This is a genomic window from Pseudomonas sp. H11T01, assembly GCF_048515765.1.
Taxonomy (GTDB): domain Bacteria; phylum Pseudomonadota; class Gammaproteobacteria; order Pseudomonadales; family Pseudomonadaceae; genus Aquipseudomonas.
In genome coordinates, this window is the sequence record NZ_JBLYED010000014.1 from 178,805 (window position 1) to 197,814 (window position 19,010).

19 protein-coding genes and 1 rRNA gene are annotated in these 19,010 nt (G+C 59.5%); 7 read left to right on the top strand and 13 right to left on the bottom strand.

Features of this window, described 5'->3' with window-relative positions:
- Position 1 precedes the first annotated feature (1 nt).
- From ACN1C3_RS19890 to ACN1C3_RS19920, 7 genes are all read left to right on the top strand, one after another.
- Positions 2-460 (top strand): Lrp/AsnC family transcriptional regulator, encoded by a 459-nt coding sequence (locus ACN1C3_RS19890; RefSeq protein WP_419117472.1) that lies wholly within the window; start codon positions 2-4, stop codon positions 458-460.
- Positions 457-972 (top strand): AsnC family protein, encoded by a 516-nt coding sequence (locus ACN1C3_RS19895; protein WP_419117473.1) that lies wholly within the window; start codon positions 457-459, stop codon positions 970-972. The genes ACN1C3_RS19890 and ACN1C3_RS19895 overlap by 4 nt, the downstream gene beginning before the upstream one ends.
- Positions 965-1,408: an Lrp/AsnC family transcriptional regulator gene (locus tag ACN1C3_RS19900; protein ID WP_419117474.1), complete on the top strand. Its 444-nt coding sequence runs from the start codon at positions 965-967 to the stop codon at positions 1,406-1,408. The genes ACN1C3_RS19895 and ACN1C3_RS19900 overlap by 8 nt, the downstream gene beginning before the upstream one ends.
- Positions 1,383-1,886, top strand: a complete 504-nt coding sequence (locus tag ACN1C3_RS19905; RefSeq protein WP_419117475.1) for a nitrite reductase — start codon at positions 1,383-1,385, stop codon at positions 1,884-1,886. The genes ACN1C3_RS19900 and ACN1C3_RS19905 overlap by 26 nt, the downstream gene beginning before the upstream one ends.
- 26 nt (positions 1,887-1,912) lie before the next feature.
- On the top strand, positions 1,913-3,091 hold the full coding sequence (gene nirJ / locus ACN1C3_RS19910; protein WP_419117476.1) for a heme d1 biosynthesis radical SAM protein NirJ: 1,179 nt from the start codon (positions 1,913-1,915) through the stop codon (positions 3,089-3,091).
- A 70-nt stretch (positions 3,092-3,161) separates the two neighbouring features.
- Positions 3,162-4,001 carry a uroporphyrinogen-III C-methyltransferase gene (gene cobA / locus ACN1C3_RS19915; RefSeq protein ID WP_419117477.1) on the top strand — a complete coding sequence of 280 codons (840 nt, stop codon included), beginning with the start codon at positions 3,162-3,164 and terminating at the stop codon, positions 3,999-4,001.
- Complete coding sequence (locus tag ACN1C3_RS19920; RefSeq protein ID WP_419117478.1) at positions 3,998-5,503, top strand: cytochrome D1 domain-containing protein; 1,506 nt, start codon at positions 3,998-4,000, stop codon at positions 5,501-5,503. The genes cobA and ACN1C3_RS19920 overlap by 4 nt, the downstream gene beginning before the upstream one ends.
- Before the next feature lie 25 nt (positions 5,504-5,528).
- On the opposite strand, the gene ACN1C3_RS19925 is transcribed toward ACN1C3_RS19920, so the two are convergent.
- The 13 genes from ACN1C3_RS19925 to rrf form a co-directional block, all read right to left on the bottom strand.
- Positions 5,529-6,023, bottom strand: coding sequence for an RES family NAD+ phosphorylase (locus ACN1C3_RS19925; protein WP_419117479.1), 495 nt, complete (start codon positions 6,021-6,023; stop codon positions 5,529-5,531).
- Positions 6,020-6,496 (bottom strand): antitoxin Xre/MbcA/ParS toxin-binding domain-containing protein, encoded by a 477-nt coding sequence (locus ACN1C3_RS19930; RefSeq protein ID WP_419117480.1) that lies wholly within the window; start codon positions 6,494-6,496, stop codon positions 6,020-6,022. Before ACN1C3_RS19930 ends, ACN1C3_RS19925 begins: the two co-directional genes overlap by 4 nt.
- Before the next feature lie 83 nt (positions 6,497-6,579).
- The gene (locus ACN1C3_RS19935; protein WP_419117481.1) at positions 6,580-7,323 is read right to left on the bottom strand and encodes an SDR family NAD(P)-dependent oxidoreductase; all 744 of its coding nucleotides are present in this window, start codon (positions 7,321-7,323) and stop codon (positions 6,580-6,582) included.
- A gap of 128 nt (positions 7,324-7,451) precedes the next feature.
- A complete protein-coding gene (locus tag ACN1C3_RS19940) occupies positions 7,452-7,979 on the bottom strand; it encodes a nitrous oxide reductase accessory protein NosL (protein ID WP_419117482.1) in 528 nt (175 codons plus the stop codon).
- A 35-nt stretch (positions 7,980-8,014) separates the two neighbouring features.
- Positions 8,015-8,845, bottom strand: coding sequence for an ABC transporter permease (locus ACN1C3_RS19945; protein ID WP_419117483.1), 831 nt, complete (start codon positions 8,843-8,845; stop codon positions 8,015-8,017).
- Entirely contained in the window at positions 8,842-9,765 is a 924-nt protein-coding gene (locus ACN1C3_RS19950) for an ABC transporter ATP-binding protein (RefSeq protein ID WP_419117484.1), read from the bottom strand. The genes ACN1C3_RS19945 and ACN1C3_RS19950 overlap by 4 nt, the downstream gene beginning before the upstream one ends.
- Positions 9,762-11,069, bottom strand: coding sequence for a nitrous oxide reductase family maturation protein NosD (locus ACN1C3_RS19955; protein ID WP_419117485.1), 1,308 nt, complete (start codon positions 11,067-11,069; stop codon positions 9,762-9,764). Before ACN1C3_RS19955 ends, ACN1C3_RS19950 begins: the two co-directional genes overlap by 4 nt.
- A 27-nt stretch (positions 11,070-11,096) precedes the next feature.
- On the bottom strand, positions 11,097-13,016 hold the full coding sequence (nosZ, locus tag ACN1C3_RS19960; RefSeq protein WP_419117486.1) for a TAT-dependent nitrous-oxide reductase: 1,920 nt from the start codon (positions 13,014-13,016) through the stop codon (positions 11,097-11,099).
- Between the two features lie 56 nt (positions 13,017-13,072).
- On the bottom strand, positions 13,073-15,190 hold the full coding sequence (gene nosR, locus ACN1C3_RS19965; protein WP_419117494.1) for a transcriptional regulator NosR: 2,118 nt from the start codon (positions 15,188-15,190) through the stop codon (positions 13,073-13,075).
- 177 nt (positions 15,191-15,367) lie between these two features.
- Positions 15,368-16,756: an oxygen-independent coproporphyrinogen III oxidase gene (hemN, locus tag ACN1C3_RS19970; protein ID WP_419117487.1), complete on the bottom strand. Its 1,389-nt coding sequence runs from the start codon at positions 16,754-16,756 to the stop codon at positions 15,368-15,370.
- 22 nt (positions 16,757-16,778) lie between these two features.
- Positions 16,779-18,125: a coproporphyrinogen III oxidase gene (locus tag ACN1C3_RS19975; protein ID WP_419117488.1), complete on the bottom strand. Its 1,347-nt coding sequence runs from the start codon at positions 18,123-18,125 to the stop codon at positions 16,779-16,781.
- Between the two features lie 118 nt (positions 18,126-18,243).
- Entirely contained in the window at positions 18,244-18,687 is a 444-nt protein-coding gene (locus ACN1C3_RS19980; protein WP_419117489.1) for a CopD family copper resistance protein, read from the bottom strand.
- Positions 18,688-18,887: 200 nt separating this feature from the next.
- Positions 18,888-19,003 (bottom strand): 5S ribosomal RNA (rrf, locus tag ACN1C3_RS19985).
- Positions 19,004-19,010 lie beyond the last annotated feature (7 nt).

Consider the following 19,010-nt stretch of genomic DNA (forward strand, 5'->3'; position numbering starts at 1 on the left):
AATGAAACTTGACCCGCTGAGTCGCCGCCTGATCGATCGCTTCCAGCACGGCATGCCGCTGTGCCCGGAACCTTACCAGGAAATGGCGCACACCCTGGGTTGCACCGAAGCCGAGGTAATCGCCTGTCTGCAACACCTGGAACTGGCCAGCATCCTGTCACGCATCGGTCCGGTGTTCGAACACAGCCGCGCCGGCGCCAGCACCCTCGCCGCCCTGGCCGTGCCCGCCGAACGCCTGCAACAAGTCGCCGAGCGCGTCAGCCGCTATCCCGAGGTCAATCACAACTATGCACGGGAACATCACTACAACCTCTGGTTCGTACTGACCGGCCCCAATCGCCAACACCTCGAACGAGTCCTCGACGAACTGGAGCAAGACACCGGCCTCACGCCGCTGGACCTGCCGATGCTGACCGCCTACCGCATCGACCTGGGTTTTGCTCTGAGGGACGTGCCATGAACGCGGGCCTGAATGCTGAACAAGCGCTGGCATTGCGCCGGCGACTGGAAACCGGTTTGCCATTGGTGCCGCGCCCCTATCAGGCCCTCGCCCAACAGATAAACGCCGACGAAACCCAGGTACTCGAGCAAATGCATCAATGGCGCGAGCAAGGGCTCTTTCGCCGGGTGGGCCTGGTGCTCAATCACCGCGCAGTCGGTTTTACCGCCAACGCCATGCTGGTGCTGGACGTTCCGGATGCCCTGATCGACGAAGTCGGCCAGCGCCTGGGGCGAACGCCCGGCATTACCCTCTGCTATCAACGGCCACGGCGGTTGCCGCAATGGCGATACAACCTGTTCTGCATGGTTCACGGTCGGCAACGTGATCGGGTCGAGGCACAGATCCAGAAGTTGCTGGAAACACACCTGCTGAGCGATCTGCCCCATCAACTGCTGTTCAGCACCCAGGTGTTCAAACAGTGCGGCGGGCGTTTTGCGCAAGCGCAGACAGGAGCACCAAGTCATGGATGACCTCGACCGTCGATTGATCAACCGACTGCAATTGGGCCTGCCGCTGGTGCGCCATCCCTGGCGAGTACTGGCCGCAGAACTCGATAGCAGCAGCACCGAACTGCTCGACCGCCTCCATGAATTGCTCGATGACGGCATCCTCACGCGCTTCGGCCCGATGTTCGACATCGAGCGGCTCGGCGGCGCCTTCACCCTCGCCGCGCTGGCGGTCCCGGAAAATCGCTTCGAGGACGTCGCCGAGCTGCTGCATGGCATGCCTGAAGTGGCGCACAACTACCGTCGTGAACACGCCTGGAACATGTGGTTCGTGCTCGGCTGCGCCACTGAACAGGGCATCGCCGAGACCCTGCAACGCATCGAAACCCTGACCGGCCTGCCGGTGCTCAATCTGCCTAAAGAGGAGACGTACCATGTCGGTCTGTATTTCCCGGTCTGAAGAGGCGCTGACCTACCGGCTGATCGAGCTGACCCAGGCCGGCCTGCCGTTGCTGGACGATCCCTGGGCCTGGCTCGCCGAACAGCTGGAACTGAGCGTCGACTCCACCCTGGATTTGCTCAAACGACTACAGGCCGCGGGCACTGTCCGGCGCATCGCCGCCGTCCCCAACCACTATCGCCTGGACTATCGCTACAACGGCATGACGGTCTGGGATGTGCTCGACGAGGAGATGCCGCGCCTCGGCGCGCTGATCGGCGCGCAACCCTTCGTCAGCCACTGTTATCGCCGCCCGCGCCGAACCGCGTGGCGCTACAACCTCTTTGCCATGGTCCATGGCCGCAGCAGCGATGAAATCGACAGCTACCGCGAGCACCTGCGTTTCTTGCTGGGCGACTCCTGCACTGCCGACGAGATGCTGGTGAGCAGCCGCATCTTGAAAAAAACCGGTTTGCGGCTACCGCCAGCGCCACGCTGAACACGCGCTTACTCAAGGAGATTTGCATGTTGAGGATCAGCCATTACCTGCGTGCCCTGGCCGGCCAGTGTCCAGCCCCCCGAACCAGCCCGCCAGGCAGCAACCGAGCGCCGGTGGTGATCTGGAATCTGCTCAGACGTTGCAACCTGACCTGCAAACACTGCTACGCCACCTCGGCCGACAGCGTCTTTCGCGACGAACTGGACACCGCAGCCGCGCTGAAGGTGATCGACGACCTGCACGACGCCGGTGTGCGGGTATTGATCCTGTCCGGTGGCGAGCCGCTGTTGCGCGACGATCTGTTCCAGCTCAGCGCCCACGCCAGAGACAAGGGGTTCTTTGTCGCCCTGTCCACCAACGGCACGCTGATCGATGAGCAGACTATCGCGCAGATCAGCGCGGCGAATTTCGATTATGTCGGGATCAGCATCGACGGTCTGCAGGAAACCCATGATGCCTTCCGCCAACTCAAAGGCAGCTTCGCCAGTTCCATGCAGGCGATCCGGCTCTGTCGTGAACAGGGCATTCGTGTCGGACTGCGCACCACCCTGACCCAAGAGAACCATACGCAGCTTCCCCAGTTGCTGGCGCTGATGCGTGAGTACGACGTGCAGAAATTCTATCTGTCGCACCTCAACTACAGCGGTCGCGGCAAACGCAGCCGCAAGCTCGACGCCCGGCAACAGATAAGCCGCGAGGCGATGACGCTGATTTTCGAGCGGGCCTGGGAGGACATCGAGCAGGGTCGCGACAGCGATTTTGTCAGTGGCAACAACGATGCCGACGCGATTCTGTTGCTGCAATGGGTGAGCCTGCACCTACCCGAGCATTACCCCCGACTGGAACAGATGCTGCGCGCCTGGGGCGGCAACGCCTCGGGCAGCGGCATTGCCAACATCGACAACACCGGCGAAGTGCACCCGGACACCTACTGGTGGCAGCACTCGGTCGGCAATGTCCGGCATACGCCGTTCCGCACCCTTTGGCTGGACCGACCTGACGCCTTGCTGCTGCAGCTGCGTGAGCATCCGCGGGCCGTCGGCGGGCGCTGTGGGCATTGCCGCTGGCTGAGTATCTGCAACGGCAATACCCGCACCCGCGCCTGGGCCGAGGGCGATCTCTGGGGCCAGGACCCCGGCTGTCACCTTAGCGATGAGGAAATCGGTGTGCAGCCGTTACCGACAATCCCTTGCATCATGCATTGAATCGCCCGCCGGCAAACCCTCTGGCAAACGATGGGGCCGGCCAACCTGATGAAGAACCAAGGACGTCCCCATGCACCCAGCCATTGTTTTACCTGCCGCACTTGAGTCCCCGTTCAGACCGGGCGAAGTCGCCCTGGTCGGCGCCGGCCCGGGCGATCCACGTCTGCTGACCTTGCGCGCCTGGAGCCTGTTGATGCAGGCCGACGCCGTGGTTTATGACCGTCTGATCAGCCCCGAGCTGCTGACGCTGATCCCCCTCACCTGCGCCCGGCATTACGTCGGTAAGGCCAGCGGCTGCCACAGCCTGCCTCAGGAACAGATCAACGAACTGCTCGCCAACCTCGCCGATCAGGGACAGCGCGTGGTTCGGCTCAAGGGTGGCGATCCGTTCATTTTCGGCCGTGGCGCCGAGGAGCTGGACTATTTGCTCCAGCGCGGCATTGACTGCCAGGTGGTCCCGGGCATTACCGCCGCGTCAGGTTGCAGCACCTATGCGGGCATTCCGCTGACTCACCGTGACCTGGTCAACTCCTGCCGTTTCATCACCGGCCATTTGCAACGCGATGGCGAGTTGAAGCTGCCCTGGAGCAGCCTGGCAGACAGTAGCCAGACCCTGGTGTTTTACATGGGGTTGTCGAACCTGGCGCTCATCTCTCAGCGCTTGATCGAAGCCGGCCTGGCCGCCGACACACCAGCGGCGCTGATCAGCAACGGCACCCGCCCGAACCAGCACGTCGCCCGTGGGCTGCTGCACCAGCTGCCGACCCTGGCGCTGGATTGTCCACAAGGCATTCCGACGCTGACCGTCATCGGTCAAGTGGTCGATCTGTTCGCCGCACAACCGCAGGAATACCCGGCGCGCCTTTACCCCGTTCAGGCACTGCAACGCCACGCTAAGGTGGCGATATGAGGCGCATAGTCCTGGCCCAATTGTTATGGGTCGGTGCGGCCCATGGCGCCGCAGCGGTTCCAGTCTCTGGAGTGGCGCTTGAACAGGCCGCACTCAACTACCAGCAGCATTGCCAGAGCTGCCATGGTATCAATCGCTTCGGCGGCGCGGGACCGGCGTTGTTGCCGGAGAGCCTCAGCCGGATCAAGCCCGACGAAATCCGCAGCGTGATCCAGAACGGCCGCCCCGCCAGCCAGATGGCTGCGTACTCCAGCGTGCTCAATCCGGCGCAGATCGACGCGATGGTGGATTATCTTCAGCTACCGCCCGCCACCCCGCCCACCTGGAATGACGACGACATTCGCAGCAGTCACACGATTCTCGCGGATGTCAGCACACTGCCCAGCACTCCCCAGCATGGCGCCGACCCGCTGAATCTGTTCGTGGTGGTGGAAGCCGGCAACCATCACATCAACATCCTCGACGGCGATCGCTTTGAAGTGCTGGCGCGCTTTGCTTCGCACTACGCCGTGCATGGCGGGCCGAAGTTCTCGCCGGACGGCCGCTTTGTCTATTTCGCCTCCCGCGATGGCTGGATCAGCCTGTATGACCTGCACAACCTGAGACTGATTGCCGAGGTTCGCGCCGGGCTGAACACCCGCAACCTGGCGGTGAGCAAGGATGGGCGCTGGGTGCTGGTGGGCAACTATCTGCCAGGCAGCCTGGTGCTACTCGATGCCCGCGATCTGTCACTGGTCAAAATCATCCCGGTGATCGGCCAGGACGGTACAGCGTCACGGGTCAGTGCGGTCTACACCGCGCCGCCGCGCGACAGTTTCATCGTGGCGCTCAAGGACGTGAAGGAAGTCTGGGAGCTGTCTTACGCGGGTAAACCGGGCTTCGAACCGCGACGCATCAACGCCCAGGATTACCTGGATGACTTCTCCTTCTCGCCAGACTACAAACAGCTGCTGGCCACCTCGCGCAAGGCCCAGGGCGGCCAGGTGATCGACCTCGACAGCGGCAATGTGGTCACCGACATACCGCTGCCGGGCATGCCGCATCTGGGCTCGGGCACCTACTGGAAACGTAACGGCCAGTGGGTGTTCGCCACGCCGAACATCAGCAAGGGGCTGATCTCGGTTATCGACTTCAAGACCTGGAAGCTGATCAAGGAAATCCCGACTCTGGGGCCGGGCTTCTTTATGCGCAGTCACGTCAACTCACGCTATGCCTGGACCGACGTGTTCTTTGGACCCGACAACGACGCGATCCACCTGATCGACAAACAGACCCTGGAAATCGCCCACACCCTGCGCCCAATGCCCGGCAAGACAGCCGCCCATGTCGAGTTCACCCGCGACGGCCGTTACCTGCTGTTGAGCATCTGGGACACCGACGGTGCGCTGATCGTCTACGACAGCAACACTCTTCAGGAGATCAAGCGCATCCCGATGAACAAGCCTTCAGGCAAGTACAACGTCGGCAACAAGATCGAGTTTGCAGAAGGCACTTCGCACTAAGCTTTGCTTCCTGGTCAGGTGAATCTCACGTTTTCTTGAGCAAACGGGTGTCTAAGCCGAAGCGCTCCTGAGAGACAAGCGTGAATTTATCTGCGGCCAAGTCGCAGCTCACCAGTAAATTCCACGAATGACGAGTGACCGCGCAAGGGATGAGCAGGAACGGATGCTGGGCTAGCAGCTGATCAGCAAACTGTTGCTGATTGGGCGAGGGTTGAGACGGGATGAGCCAGTTCGGGTTCGGCACATCTTCAGGTTGAACAACGTTAATGAGTTCCGGATCTAGCACTTCGAAACACGTCAGCACGTGAGGCACCATATCGAGAGTATCGAAGCCTACGTGGGCCGCGACTTCCAGTATGGCAGTGGACGGGTCGGCCGAAGCGTAAATAACCCGGCGGCCGGGAGGGTTCCATCGGCCACCGGATCTTTGCGCACCAATGCCACTGTCCCACGTGTCCTTGTATACCTCGCGGTCAAGGCGCCAAGCGTGCCACTTCCCGTCCCAGGGCAAAGGATTCATTGGTAGACCCCGTGTTCAATCCGGGTCAGGTACTCCTCTACCACCTGGAAGCCAAGCGAGTTGTCGATCAGTTCCAGCGGGACATTACCGTCGAGGTATTTGCAGGGTTTCTTCAGCCAGTCCTCAGCCAACTGCTGATTGCCAAACACGTTGGTGGCGTGCTCCAAGGTCTGCGCATATTGGAAGGCGACAGTACTCTGCTGCTGGTTCAGTCGTACCGGCTTGGTCTCTTTCACCAAGCGCTGGACGGTCCTGACGGACTTCCCAGTGATTCGCTGAACAAGGCCGCGCTCCATGTACAGAGTTGATGTAGAAAGCATGTCCCTGACGTCGCTCAGGTTGAAGCCTTCCTGCGTGTACTGGATGATCAACATGCGCGTGTCACCTTTGCGGCCATGTAATAGCACCTCAGTAGGCTTTTTGATGACCTTCTTCCTCCCCGTCACCTTGTCTGCTTGATTCGCTGCGGGCATACCGATCACCTCCATACGACATTTGACGTAATGATAGCGCCAAATGTCGCGATTTGGGCAATTGCGTTTGCCCTCTACGCCTTTCAGCCCAGGGTGTAACCATTGTCGACTTTCCAGTCCTGACCGTAGACACCCCGGGCGCCCTGGGACATCTGAAACACAATCACATTGGCCACCGCCGCAGCGTCGAGAAAATGACCGGGCAGCAGACGTTTAGTCAGGCTGTCAGCGACGCCATCCAACTGCTCCTCGCTCAATCCCAGGTTATCCCACATCGAAGTTGCGGTCGGCCCTGGCGAGACCAGATTGATTCGCACATCAAAGCGTGCGAACTCCACCGCCAGTGTCCGCACCTGAGCCACCAGCGCGGCCTTGCTGGCAATGCAGGCCGCCAGCCCGGGAAAGCTCGATCCGGTCAGAAAACTCCCGACGAACACCACCGAAGCCGGGCTCGCCAGTTCGCCGCGCAACGCCGCCAGGGTATTCAATGCCCCGGCGCCATTGACCGCCCACTGGCGCTGGAAGGCGTGCATATCCAGGCTGTCGGCCATTTCGGCGATACCGGCATTGGGCACCAGATAATCCACCGGCCCCAGTGCCGTGGCGCGCAGGGCGAGACCGTGCAGGTCTTCCCGGCAAGTGACATCTCCGGCATGCCAGTGCAGTCGCTCACCGTAGATCTGCTGCAACGCCGGCAGCTCACCGAGGGAACGTGACATCGCCAGTACCTTGCTCCCTCGGGACAATAGCGCCGCGCACAACGCCAGGCCGATCCCGGAGCTGGCACCCGTGACCACCGCCAAACGATCCTGAAACTCGGTTTTCATCATTTCCTCCTGGGCATCGCGGATGCCAAGCATTGGGGACGAACAGACCCCTATCTTTGAGCAGGCGAAGAAATACCGACTTGACGGCGATCAGATTTTTTCGATGGAGCTTTGGAGGACCAGCCGCGTCAATGAGTCATGGGCGACATGGCGGATTGCTGCTGGAGCAGCGTCAAATCGATGTCGCTGAAGCGCAGCACTCGACCGCCCTGATCAGCGGCGAGTTTTTCGGCGGCCTGCTGGCTGGAGAAAGACGCCAGCACCACGCCCATGGCGCCTTTGAGTTGGGTGCCGATCACATAGAACGCGCTTTTCGCATCGATCAGATGGGAGTCATCCGGTGTGTTCCAAGGGCTGCGGCCCATGTCGTGGACAAAGAGCTTGGCATCGCCATGATGATTTTCCGGCTGCAACCACCAACCGAGCATTTCCGCGGTGGAGCAGAATTTTTTGATCCCGCTCGGCTCGACCACTTGGCCCTTGGGCCCGGGAAATCCGGTGATGATCATCCCGCAGACATGACATTCATCGCTGGGGTGGAACGCCGCAGGAACGTCGTTGTAAGTTGTTTGCGCGGGCTTGTCGCAGGCCGCCAGCAGCAGGCAGACCAGCAGACCGGCCAGCGCCCGCCCGGTATTCAGGCAAAGGTTGTTCATCGTCACGTGCTCCAGAAATACCCAAGGTTAAAAAATCATGCCGACCGCCGACGAAACAACAGGTAGGCCAGCCACAACGGCAGTGCGACCCAGAGCAACAGGCAGAGCCAGAGCATCGAGCCCGGCATGGGCAAATCGTTGCCCAGTGCCAGCACGCCAGCGGTATTGGCACTGGACTCGAAACCCGAGAGGTTGATCAGGCGATAGACGTCGGCGGGATTGAGCAGCAGTAACCAGGGCAGTACCTTGGGGCTGAACTGTCCTTCGCTGAGCACCAGTAGCGCCAGCAACGCCAGATCGAACACCAGCACAAAGAAGAACCACACACCCAGTGCCAGACCGGCAGCGGTGGATTTCTCGGCCGACACGCTGCTCAGCACATAGGCCAGGCCGAGAAAGCCCCAACCCAGCAGGGTCGAGGACAGCATGAAACGACCAAAAGCCCAGAGCAGCAGGCTCAGCTCGACATCGTCCACCAACACGGCAATCGCCAGCATCGCGCAACCGAACCCGATCAACGTCGCCAGGGCCAGGATCAGCCCGTGGCCGAGGAACTTGCCCAGCAGGATCTGCCCACGCCCCAGGGGATAAGTCAGCAACAGCAGTAAAGTGCCGCTCTCGTCCTCGCCGACGATGGCGTCATAGGCCAACAGCAGCGCGATCAGTGGCATCAAAAAGGTGGCGAGACTGGCCAGGCTGGCGATGGTCGCCGGCACCGAAGTGAAGCCCAACTGCCCGGAAGCCGCAGCGCCCAACCAGGCGATGCCGATTGCCAGGACCGCGAATAACAGGCTGATTGCCAACAACCAGCGGTTGCGCAAACCGTCACTGAATTCCTTGCGGGCCATGTTCCAGATTGGGTTCATACGGCCTCCCCGATCGGCGCGGTGCCGGCCCGACTCATGTAATAGCGGTAAATATCTTCCAGAGACGGCTGATGGATTTCCACGTCCGCCGGTTCGTCGTCATTGAGTAATTGGCGCAACAGCCCGAGTTTGCTGCCATTGAGCGCGGCCACTTCAAGGCCTTCTACCCCCCAGCGCTGGGTAACATGCCCGGCGTTGTTCCAGCGCTGCTGCAAGGGGCCGGCGCGCTTGAGCCCGTTAGCGCGAATCAGCGTCGGCAAGCCCGCCTCCTCCCGCAGAGTGCGCAGACTGCCGAGCGCTAGCAGGCGGCCTTGGGTAAGAATCGCCGCGCGGTTGATATGCGCTTCGACGCCCGGCAGTACGTGAGAACACAGAATGATGCTGGTGCCCTGGCCTCGCAGGCGGTCGAGCAACCGATAAAGATCTTGAGTAGCGATAGGATCGAGGCCGACGGTCGGCTCGTCGAGCAGCAGCAAACGTGGCTCACCGAGCAGCGCTTGAGCCAGTCCCAGGCGTTGACGCATGCCCTTGGAGTAGGTCTTGACCCGCCGGTAAGCCGCGCCCGCCAGGCCGACTTCTTCAAGCAGCACATCCACTTGGCCGGACGCCGCGCCTTTGAGCCGCGCGAAATGGCGCAGGGTCTCAAGACCGCTGAGCTGCGGGTAAAAGGTCACGTTCTCCGGTAAGTAGCCAAGCAGACGCCGCACCTCCGGATCACTGGGCAACCGGCCAAACACCCGGACCTGCCCTTCACTGGGCTCAAGCAAACCGAGCACCAGCTTCATGCTGGTGGTCTTGCCCGCGCCGTTGTGCCCGAACAAGCCCAGCACTTCACCTTCAGCCAGACTGAGGTTGAGCTTATGCAACACCGTGGTGTGCCCATAGCGTTGGCTGACGCCTTCGATATCGACGACATTCATGAGGTGGGCTCCTTGGTCAGGGTTTGAGTGGGCGACTTCATCAGCGGATGACTGTCCAGTACCCCCGGCGATTTCATTACCGGAAAGGCCCGTTGCACCCAGCGCAGCAACTCGATCCCGGGGCTGTTCATCAACAGGCGCACCTGCGGGTACAGCCACAGCAGGCGGTCGACGTTGTCATTGGGTTCGTAGGCGATATCGCCCAGGCCATCGCCATTGCGGTCCCAACCCAGGTAATCGCTCCAGTAATTGCCCCGGCCATCCACCGACCATTCCTGCAAACGGGTGGCGACGTACTTGACCTGCCGTGGGTTGCCGACAAAGGCGTTGTCAGCGATGCGGTTGTCTTCTGAGCCTGCGGTGAGGTGAATACCCACAGCGCTGTGCTCGAAGTGGTTGTGTTCGATGCTGTTGAACAGCGAGTTGTAAATGAACAGCGCCTTGCCCTCGGCACCGCTGATCATGCTGTCGCCAGTCGAGCCATCGCGCACGTCTGTGACGAAATTGTCGCGCAAGGTTGAATAGGTGATGTAGTTCATCAGGATGCCGTAGTTCTGATCCTGCTCGGAACGATTGCCAATCACCGTGAGCTTGCGGCTTTGCATCAAGGCATACCCGGTACGGGTGCGACGGGTGGTGTTGCCGAGCAACTGATTGTCGTTGGCAAACATGTAGTGCACGCCGTAGCGCAGGTCTTCCAGTGTATTGTCCTGCAGCAGGTTGCCATTCGAGGTGTCGATGTAAATGCCATCGCGGGTGTCGCGCACGTGGTTGCCGATGACCCGGGCGCCGTGCACGGCATACAGGTGAATGCCGTTGCCACGATCCTGCGAGCGCACCGTCGGATCACCCTGAATGCTATTGTCGATCAGGCTCACATCCTGAGTACCGTCGACCCAGATACCGAAACCCTGACCTTGCACTCGGTTGCCCTTGATCACCGCGCCACGGGCTTTGGGCTGGATGAACACCGCCGCATTCATGGCCGTGAGGTCATGCCCCCAGTCCAGAAAGGTACAGCCTTCGATCCTGACTTCAGGTGCACTGATGATCACGCCATTGCCCTGCCCTTGCCCCTGAAACACCGCACCCGGCTCGCAAAGAATCTGCATCGGTTGATCGACGCTGAACGAGCCACGGTACTCCCCCGCTGGCAGGTGCCAGCGTTGATCAGCGTCAGCCTGCAACGGCAAGACGGTGATGGGTTGCACCGCCGCCAGAGCGCTGCCTGAAATCAGCAGGAGCACAAGTGCAATGACGTTTATCCGGGATCCACGCACTGGGTTTTCCTTGATATCGGCCATTGGCCCGCTCCTGTCGATTGGCAACTGTCAGGCCCGCTCGACCTTCATGCGGCCGACCATTTCCATGTGCAGCGCATGGCAGAACCAGCTGCAGTAGTACCAATGCAGGCCAGCCTTGTCGGCGGTGAAGGTAATGGACGAGGTCTGCTGCGGGCTGATCTCCATGCTCGCGCCATGGTTGGTCATGACAAAACCGTGGGTCACGTCCTCAATCTGGTCGATGTTGGTGATGGTTACCGTGACTTCGTTGCCCTGTTTGACGGTGAACTCGTTAAGGCCATAGGCCGGTGCCGAGGAGGTCATGTAGACGCGCACGTGGTTGCCGTCGCGAATGACCTTGTTGTCGGTCTCCAGTTTGATCCCATCCTTGGCGGCGATCGCCACGGTTTCGGCGAAAAAGGCGTCGTTGCGGTCCCAGATTTTTTTGGTCTTGATCTGGTCCCGGCGCGTCAGGATGCAGTCGTGAGGTTCGGCAAACGCCGGGCCGTCGTGCACCAGTTTCATTTCCTCCCCAGAGATGTCGATCAACTGATCGTTCTCCGGGTGAAGCGGCCCGGTCGGCAGGAAGCGATCCTTGGAAAACTTGCACAACACCACCAGCCACTTGCCATCCGCCTCGCTGGTTTCCGTCAGCGAGGCATGGTTATGGCCTGGCTGGTACTGCACATCGAGCTTCTGCTTGATGTAATTGACCTTCTCGCCCTTGTAGGCCCGTACCGCTTCTTCCATGTTCCACTTCACCACCTGACTGTCGATAAACAAGGTGGTGTAGGCATTGCCGCGACCGTCGAAGGTGGTGTGCAACGGCCCCAGGCCCAGTTCCGGCTCAGCGACGATGACCTCGCGCGGATCCTTGAATTTGTCGGCGAACAGGTCGTCCAGACGGTCAATGGCGATCATCGATACCGTCGGTGAAAGCTTGCCGTTGGCAATGAAGTATTTGCCATCGGATGAGGTGTTGAGGCCGTGGGGGTTCTTCGGCACCGGGATATAACGGGTGAACTCTGAGTCCTTGCCATCGGTTTTACGACCGTCGACCACGGGTACTTTGGAGTCTTCCAGGTTGATGAACTTGCCGGCTTTGATCGCCGCCTCGATGCGCGGAATATTGAACACCACCACCCAGTCGCGCTCGTTGCGCATCATGCCGCCCAGGTCGTAGGCCTTCTCCGAGTTGTAGCAGGTTGAAGCGGCGTACTTGCCGGTGTAATCGGCATCGGAGTTGTCCAGGTTGCCGTCGACGATGACCTGAAACGCCATTTCCATTTTCTCGGCGTCGATGGCGTTGAACATGGTGAAGCTGTTCTTGTCTTGCAGGTCGAAGGTGCTGCCGTCATTGGGGTGCGGGATGACGAACTCGGCATTGGCAAATACGTATTTGGTGTATGGCACTTTTTGCAGACGCAGGCCGTGAATGGCTTGGACATTCGGCACGGTGAGCATCTTGTCGCACTTCATGATGTCCAGGCGGATGCGCGCGACACGGGAGTTGGCCTTGTCGTTGATGAACAGGTATTTGCCGTCGTATTTGCCGTCCGTCATGGAGATATGCGGGTGATGGCAATCGCCGTTCTGGAATCTGGCACTGTCGCCCAGTACCCGTTTGCTTTCGTTTGTCAGGCCCCAACCGGTGGCAGAGTCGACGTTGAACACTGGAATACGCATCAACTCACGCATCGAGGGCACGCCCATCACCCGCACTTCGCCCTGATGGCCACCACTCCAGAAGCCGTAGTATTCGTCCAGCTCACCAGGGCCGACATGGATTTTCGATTGAGCATCCTTGACCGCTGCTGCCCAGGACTCGCGGCTGAACACCGCGCCGCCAAGGGCCGTGGCACCGGCCAGCGCGACGCTGGCCACGGCGCTGGTGCCGAGGAAGCCGCGACGACTGAGGCCGGTCTGTTCCGGCACTTCAGTTGGTTTTTTGGATTCTGTCTCGTTCATGTTGTGTGCTCCTTGAAGGGATAAAAACGGTCACTGCGTAGGTCGGCTCGCCGGGTTCATTCAAGAGCGGTCACTTCCACGACAGGTATCAGTTGCACGCCGACCGGTGCGGCCTTGCCGCGCTTCTTGCGTTTGTTGATCAGCGGCGGGCATTTGTTCTCGTTGTGATAGGTCATCTGGCAATCGAGGCAGTAGTGGCACTCGTTGGCATTGATCCGACCATCGGGATGAATCGCCTGGATCTCGCACTCTTTGGCGCACAGTTGGCAGGGGCTGCCGCACTCCTTGCGCCGTTTGAGCCAATCGAACAGACGCAATTTGGTCGGAATCGCCAGCGCCGCGCCCAATGGGCAGATGTAGCGGCAATAGACCTTGCGGGTGAAGATATTGATGACTAGCAGGACCACCGCGTAGAGCACGAACCACCACTGGCGGTCGAACGTGAGGGTGATCGCAGTCTTGAAGGGTTCCACCTCGGCGAACAGCTCGGCAGTGGACATCGACTCCAGGGAGATGCCGAACAACAGCAACAGAATGATGTACTTGATCGCCCACAGCCGCTCATGCACCGCGAACGGCAATTCGTATTGACGAATTTTCAGCTTGCGCGCCGCTTCGTTGATCAGCTCTTGCAAGGCACCGAACGGGCACAACCAGCCGCAGAACACACCGCGCCCCCACAGCAGAATGCTCGCGGCGGTGAAGACCCAGAGGATGAAGATCAGCGGATCGGTGAGAAACAGCTCCCAGCGGAAGTGCTCAAACAGGGCATGGACGAAGGTCAGGACATTGACCACCGACAGCTGTCCCAAGGCATACCAGCCGAGGAACACCACGGTAAAGAGCAGATACCCACGGCGCAGCCAGTGCAAAAACCGTGGCCGACGGGCGAGTTTGTCTTGCAGGAACAGGATCGCACTGAGCAGCAGCAAGGCCGCACCGAGTACGCCAATCTGGAAGTGTTTCTGATACCAGATGGTCATCCACATCGGCCGATTGGCTTCCTCGATGGCGGCCAGTTCTTCGGCGCTGGGCGGTGGCCGCTCAAGGTATTGCTCAGGCAGTTGATAAGGCAGTTCGAAGCTACTGAATGTGCCACTGACCGGGCCGGTCTGACGACGCACCAGCAGCTCAAGACTCCATGCTGAGCCGGGGTCGAAACGGTGAGCCGCGCGGACGATGAAGATCGCCATTTCGCCAAACTCCGGCATGCCCTCGGCGTACACATCGTTCAACCGCTGAAAGTCCAGATCGCGAAAGCTGATGGCGTCGCCGAACTGACGCAACAGCACCCGATCAAAAATGCCGCCACGCACGTAACCCGAGCCCTTGAAGGAATAACTGCCACTGCCCAGCACGGCAATCGCCTGCTCGCCGAGCTTGAGGTCGGCCATCAGCGCGGCGTACTGATGTTCGCCCAGCAGGTTGCGGCCAATCGTTGGTGGGTTCAGGTCAGTGACGTAAAGATCAATGAAGGTGTCGTCGACTTGATCAGCAGCAGCAGCCTCCACCTGTTCGGCCTCGGTGCCCTTGAAAGAGCCGTCGACCTGGCCACGGGTCAAGTGCAGACGACGGATCGCGCCATTGCCGGTGAGCGTGGCCCAACTGGCTGGCTCGTAGACGCCCTCCCGCACTCTGGCCGGTTTCTGCGCCAGGCTTGCGTTGTCTTTGATCAACCCCAGAGACACCGCCACCTCATGGGCGGCGCGCATGATGACTTCATTGACCACCATAGCCGTGACAGTGGCGCCCGCGATCGCATCCACCGTGACCGCGTTCGGGTCGCTGGAATGGCCGACAACGACCCGCTGACTGACCTTGATCCCTTTGTATTTGGCGCTGAAGGCGTGAAGTTTTGCTTCGGGAATGCCGACCAGCAGGATCGGCTCATGGTGCTCCAGGACGTAGGCATCCTGAATGACGCCGGCCGTGTCTAGGATCACTTGGGTATTGATCGGTTTGCCTGAGTACGCTGGAATATCGACCACATCCAGGCTCTGGAAAACATACCCAAGGACCTTGCCGGCAGCAGACAGCGTTCGCACCTTGAACTTGCCATCGGGCTGGGAAACAGAATCGACATGAGGGAACACTTTCTCGATGCGTTGCTGTTCGATGTCACCGTATTGCTTGGCTTGCACCGCCTCGAAGGTCACGAACATCAGCGCGATCATGATCACCAGCCCGACGCTCAAGGAGCGCAGGTTGGCAGGAATCGAAAGCTGATGGATCTTCATGGACGCTCTGACTTCAAAGGCGGGATCTTGCGGTCATGTTAGGGAGCGTTGCGCCCCCTGCCCTTGATTGAAATCAACTCGAGAAATTTCCTTTCGGACGCTCGCTCCGCCACGTCAAACGGTGCGCGAAAACTGGCCTTTTTGCGCGCCACCGAGGTAGGCGTCAAACGCCATCGCGGCACTGCGCATCATCAAATGCCCTTGGGGCAACAGCACCAGCGCGTTGTGGTGAATCTCCAGCAGCCCATCGCGAACTTGCTCGTCAAGTTGCGCCAGTGCATCGGCAAAGTATTCGGTAAAACAGATGCCATGCCGCGTTTCGAACTTGCTGAAATCGATCCTGCCGTGGCACATCAGATCGCTGATCACCTCGCGACGCAGCAGGTCGTCGGCGCTCAAACGGTAACCTCGATGCACCGGCAACAAGCCTTGATCCAAACGCGCGTAGTACTGTGAAAGCTCTTTGACGCTCTGGCTGTAGCTGTCGCCGACCTTACCGATCGAAGACACCCCTAGGCCGATCAAATCGCAGTCGGCGTGGGTTGAATAGCCCTGAAAATTGCGCTGCAAGGTGCCATTGGCGCGGGCCAGTGCCAGCTCGTCGTCCGGCAAGGCGAAATGGTCCATACCGATATAGACATAGCCGGCCTCGGTCAGACGGCTGATGGTCAGCTCGAGCAACTCCAGTTTGCGCTCCGGTGGCGGCATGTCTGCCGGGCGAATCAGTCGTTGGGCGCGCACCAGTTCCGGCAAATGGGCGTAGCTGTACGCGGCAATCCGGTCCGGGCGCAACGCGATGATCTTGCCGAGGGTGACATCGAAACTCTTCACGGTTTGCAACGGCAGACCGTAAATCAGGTCGACGCTGACCGACTTGAATTGCGCCTGGCGCGCCGCCGCGACCAGCGCATAGATCTGTTCTTCGCTTTGCTGGCGATTGACGGCTGCTTGCACGTCGGGGTCGAAGTCCTGCACACCGAAGCTCAGGCGATTGAAGCCCAGCTGGCGCAGCGATTGAATCCGCTCGGTGCTGATGGTGCGCGGGTCGACCTCAATGGAGAACTCGTGGTCGTCGCTGTCATCCATATCAAACGCTTGATGCAGGCAGTCCATCAGGTCAGCCAGCTGCTCGCCAGTCAAATAGGTCGGCGTGCCACCGCCCAGGTGCAGTTGCGTGAGTTTGCGCGTGCTGTCGAACAATGCTGCCTGCATAACGATTTCACGCTTGAGGTACGTCAGGTACTCAACGGCGCGATGGGTTTTCTGGGTGATGATTTTGTTGCAGGCGCAGTAGTAGCAAAGGCTCTTGCAAAACGGAATGTGGATATACACCGACAGTGGTTTGGGAACGGCCGCCTGGTTGCTGTCCTGAGCGGCACGTTGATAGTCGTCGACGGCAAACGCCTGATGGAACTGTGGAGCCGTGGGATAAGAGGTATAGCGCGGCCCTGGGCGGTCATACTTTTCGACCAGGGCTCGATTAAAATCAAACGAAGGTTTCATGATCAATCAACTCGCAGTTGGGTTAATGCCTTGCACTGCCCAAATCCCTTTCAAACAGGTTGCAGATGGCATCCACTTCCGGCCGACCGGCGGGAAGAATGCTAATGAAACGCTCCGACAGCTCAATCAGCCCGTCCCGACTCAATTGCTCCAGCAAAGGCCAGGCTGATGAAAAGTACTTGCGAAAAATCAGTCCATAACGTGTTTCGATGGCCTGGATATCCAGCTCCAGGTCACACGCCAGGCGCTCCATGACCATGTGTCTGACCTGATCACCCGCCTCACAGCGCCAGCCACGACACGTCGGCAATTGGCCCATGTCCAGTTGCTGCTGATAACGCTCAAAATCGTCAGTGTTTTGCGCATACAAATCGTCGATCTGGCTGATGGCGCCGATCCCGAACCCGACATGATCGCAATAGCCATGACTGGTAAAACCCTGACAGTTGCGGCGTAACCGGCCTCTTTCCTGAGCGATCGCCAAATCATCATCGGGCCTGACAAACTGCCCCAGACCGATGTAGTGATATCCCGCTGCTATCGGCTGTTCAAAGCAGATCTGGCGCATCGCGCCTTTATCGTCCTGGCTGCACAGTTCGCGGGCGGAGTCCCAGCTCACCGGCCGATAGCGTTGTGGTGGCCGGGCATAGTCGAACACCAGCAGCCTGTCGGGCTCCAGCTCGATAATGGTCGCCAGCTTCAGCGCGAAGCTCTCTGGCGTCTGCCATGCATGGCCATAGCCCAGATCTACGTTGATTGAGCGGTAGCCAAAGGTGCGAGCGGCATCGATAAGCGAATGGATGGGTGCTGGGTTCTGGTAGCAGGCCACTGACATTTCACTGTCCGCGCCGATATCCGGAACGCCGATACTGACATGATTGAAACCCTGGTCGCGCAACAAGCCCATGGTCGACCAGTCGGTATGGTGAAGATCCACCTCAACGCTGTAGTCGCCGCACTCATAGTCGAGAAAGTTGAACCGACTGCGCAGATGACTCATCAGCCGCTGCAGATGGGCAATGGCAGGTGTTCCACCGCACATATGAAATTGCTCGACCCGCTGCTCCGCACCCAGGTGACAACCGACCAGGTCGATCTCACGCTCCAGGCGTTGAAGATACTGTTCGATACCGCTGCGCTCACACGCGATATTGCGCGGGGAACACAAGGAAGGTTTCAGGTTGGAGGGTAACTGCACATTCAAGGACAGCGGGCGCTGCTTCTGGCGACTGCCGCGCAATGCACGAAACAAATCCAGAGAGCCTATACCGCCATGAAATTTTTGGGTGTCGGCATGGCAGTTGGGGTCGAGCACGCCTTGATCGCGCCGAATGATCAGCTCGCTGGGGTTGTGAAAGAAATCGAGCATCACGGTCTCCGAGACTGGCTACGGATGGCCAGTGTCCGGGTTTACCGATTGATGCTCCTTGATTTGTATCAAGCACAGGTGAAGCGCCTGGAGAACGCGACAGTCGGTCGAGCCCAGGTCACCACGTCAGGTAGAACATGCCCTTGGCCAACAGCACGATTGCAACCATATGGCAGAACAGGCTGCCATGGATAAAGTGCAGGTATCGGGCGTTCATCCGCCCACTTCTAAACAGAAACATGGCCCCCAAAAAGTGCAGCAACACACTAACGGCGAGAATGATCTTCAACGTCAACAAGGTGCCAAACGATGAGGCCAGTGGCGAAGCAAGGGCTGGTAAATAGCGTAGCCAGACCATGCCTAGCCCCGCGCCAAACAACACCAGCAAGACCCAAGGCATCAGCGCGCGGGCCCGGCGGCCAATACCCTGCTCGACCAGGAGCATCACCTTGGCAGATAACTGTTTGCGGATACTTTCCAGGAACAGCACTTCGAAAAACACCGTACCGATAAAGATCAGTGCGGCGAATAAATGCAGGGTCAACAGGAATGGGTAGATCATGGTCTTCTCGACTTCAGTTCGGCGAACTTGCAAAGGACCACAAGACTCAAGGCATTGTCATGCCCCGACGCTCGGCTCGACCTTGATGCTGATCAACATCAGGTGCGATTGCCTGTTGAATTGGCCCGCCGCCGCCCACTTTTCGTGCGCGCAAAACAAAACCCCTACCTGCAGATGCAGATAGGGGTTTCGGAAATTAATCTTGACGATGACCTACTCTCACATGGGGAAACCCCACACTACCATCGGCGATGCATCGTTTCACTGCTGAGTTCGGGATGGGATCAGGTGGTTCCAATGCTCTATGGTCGTCAAGAAATTCG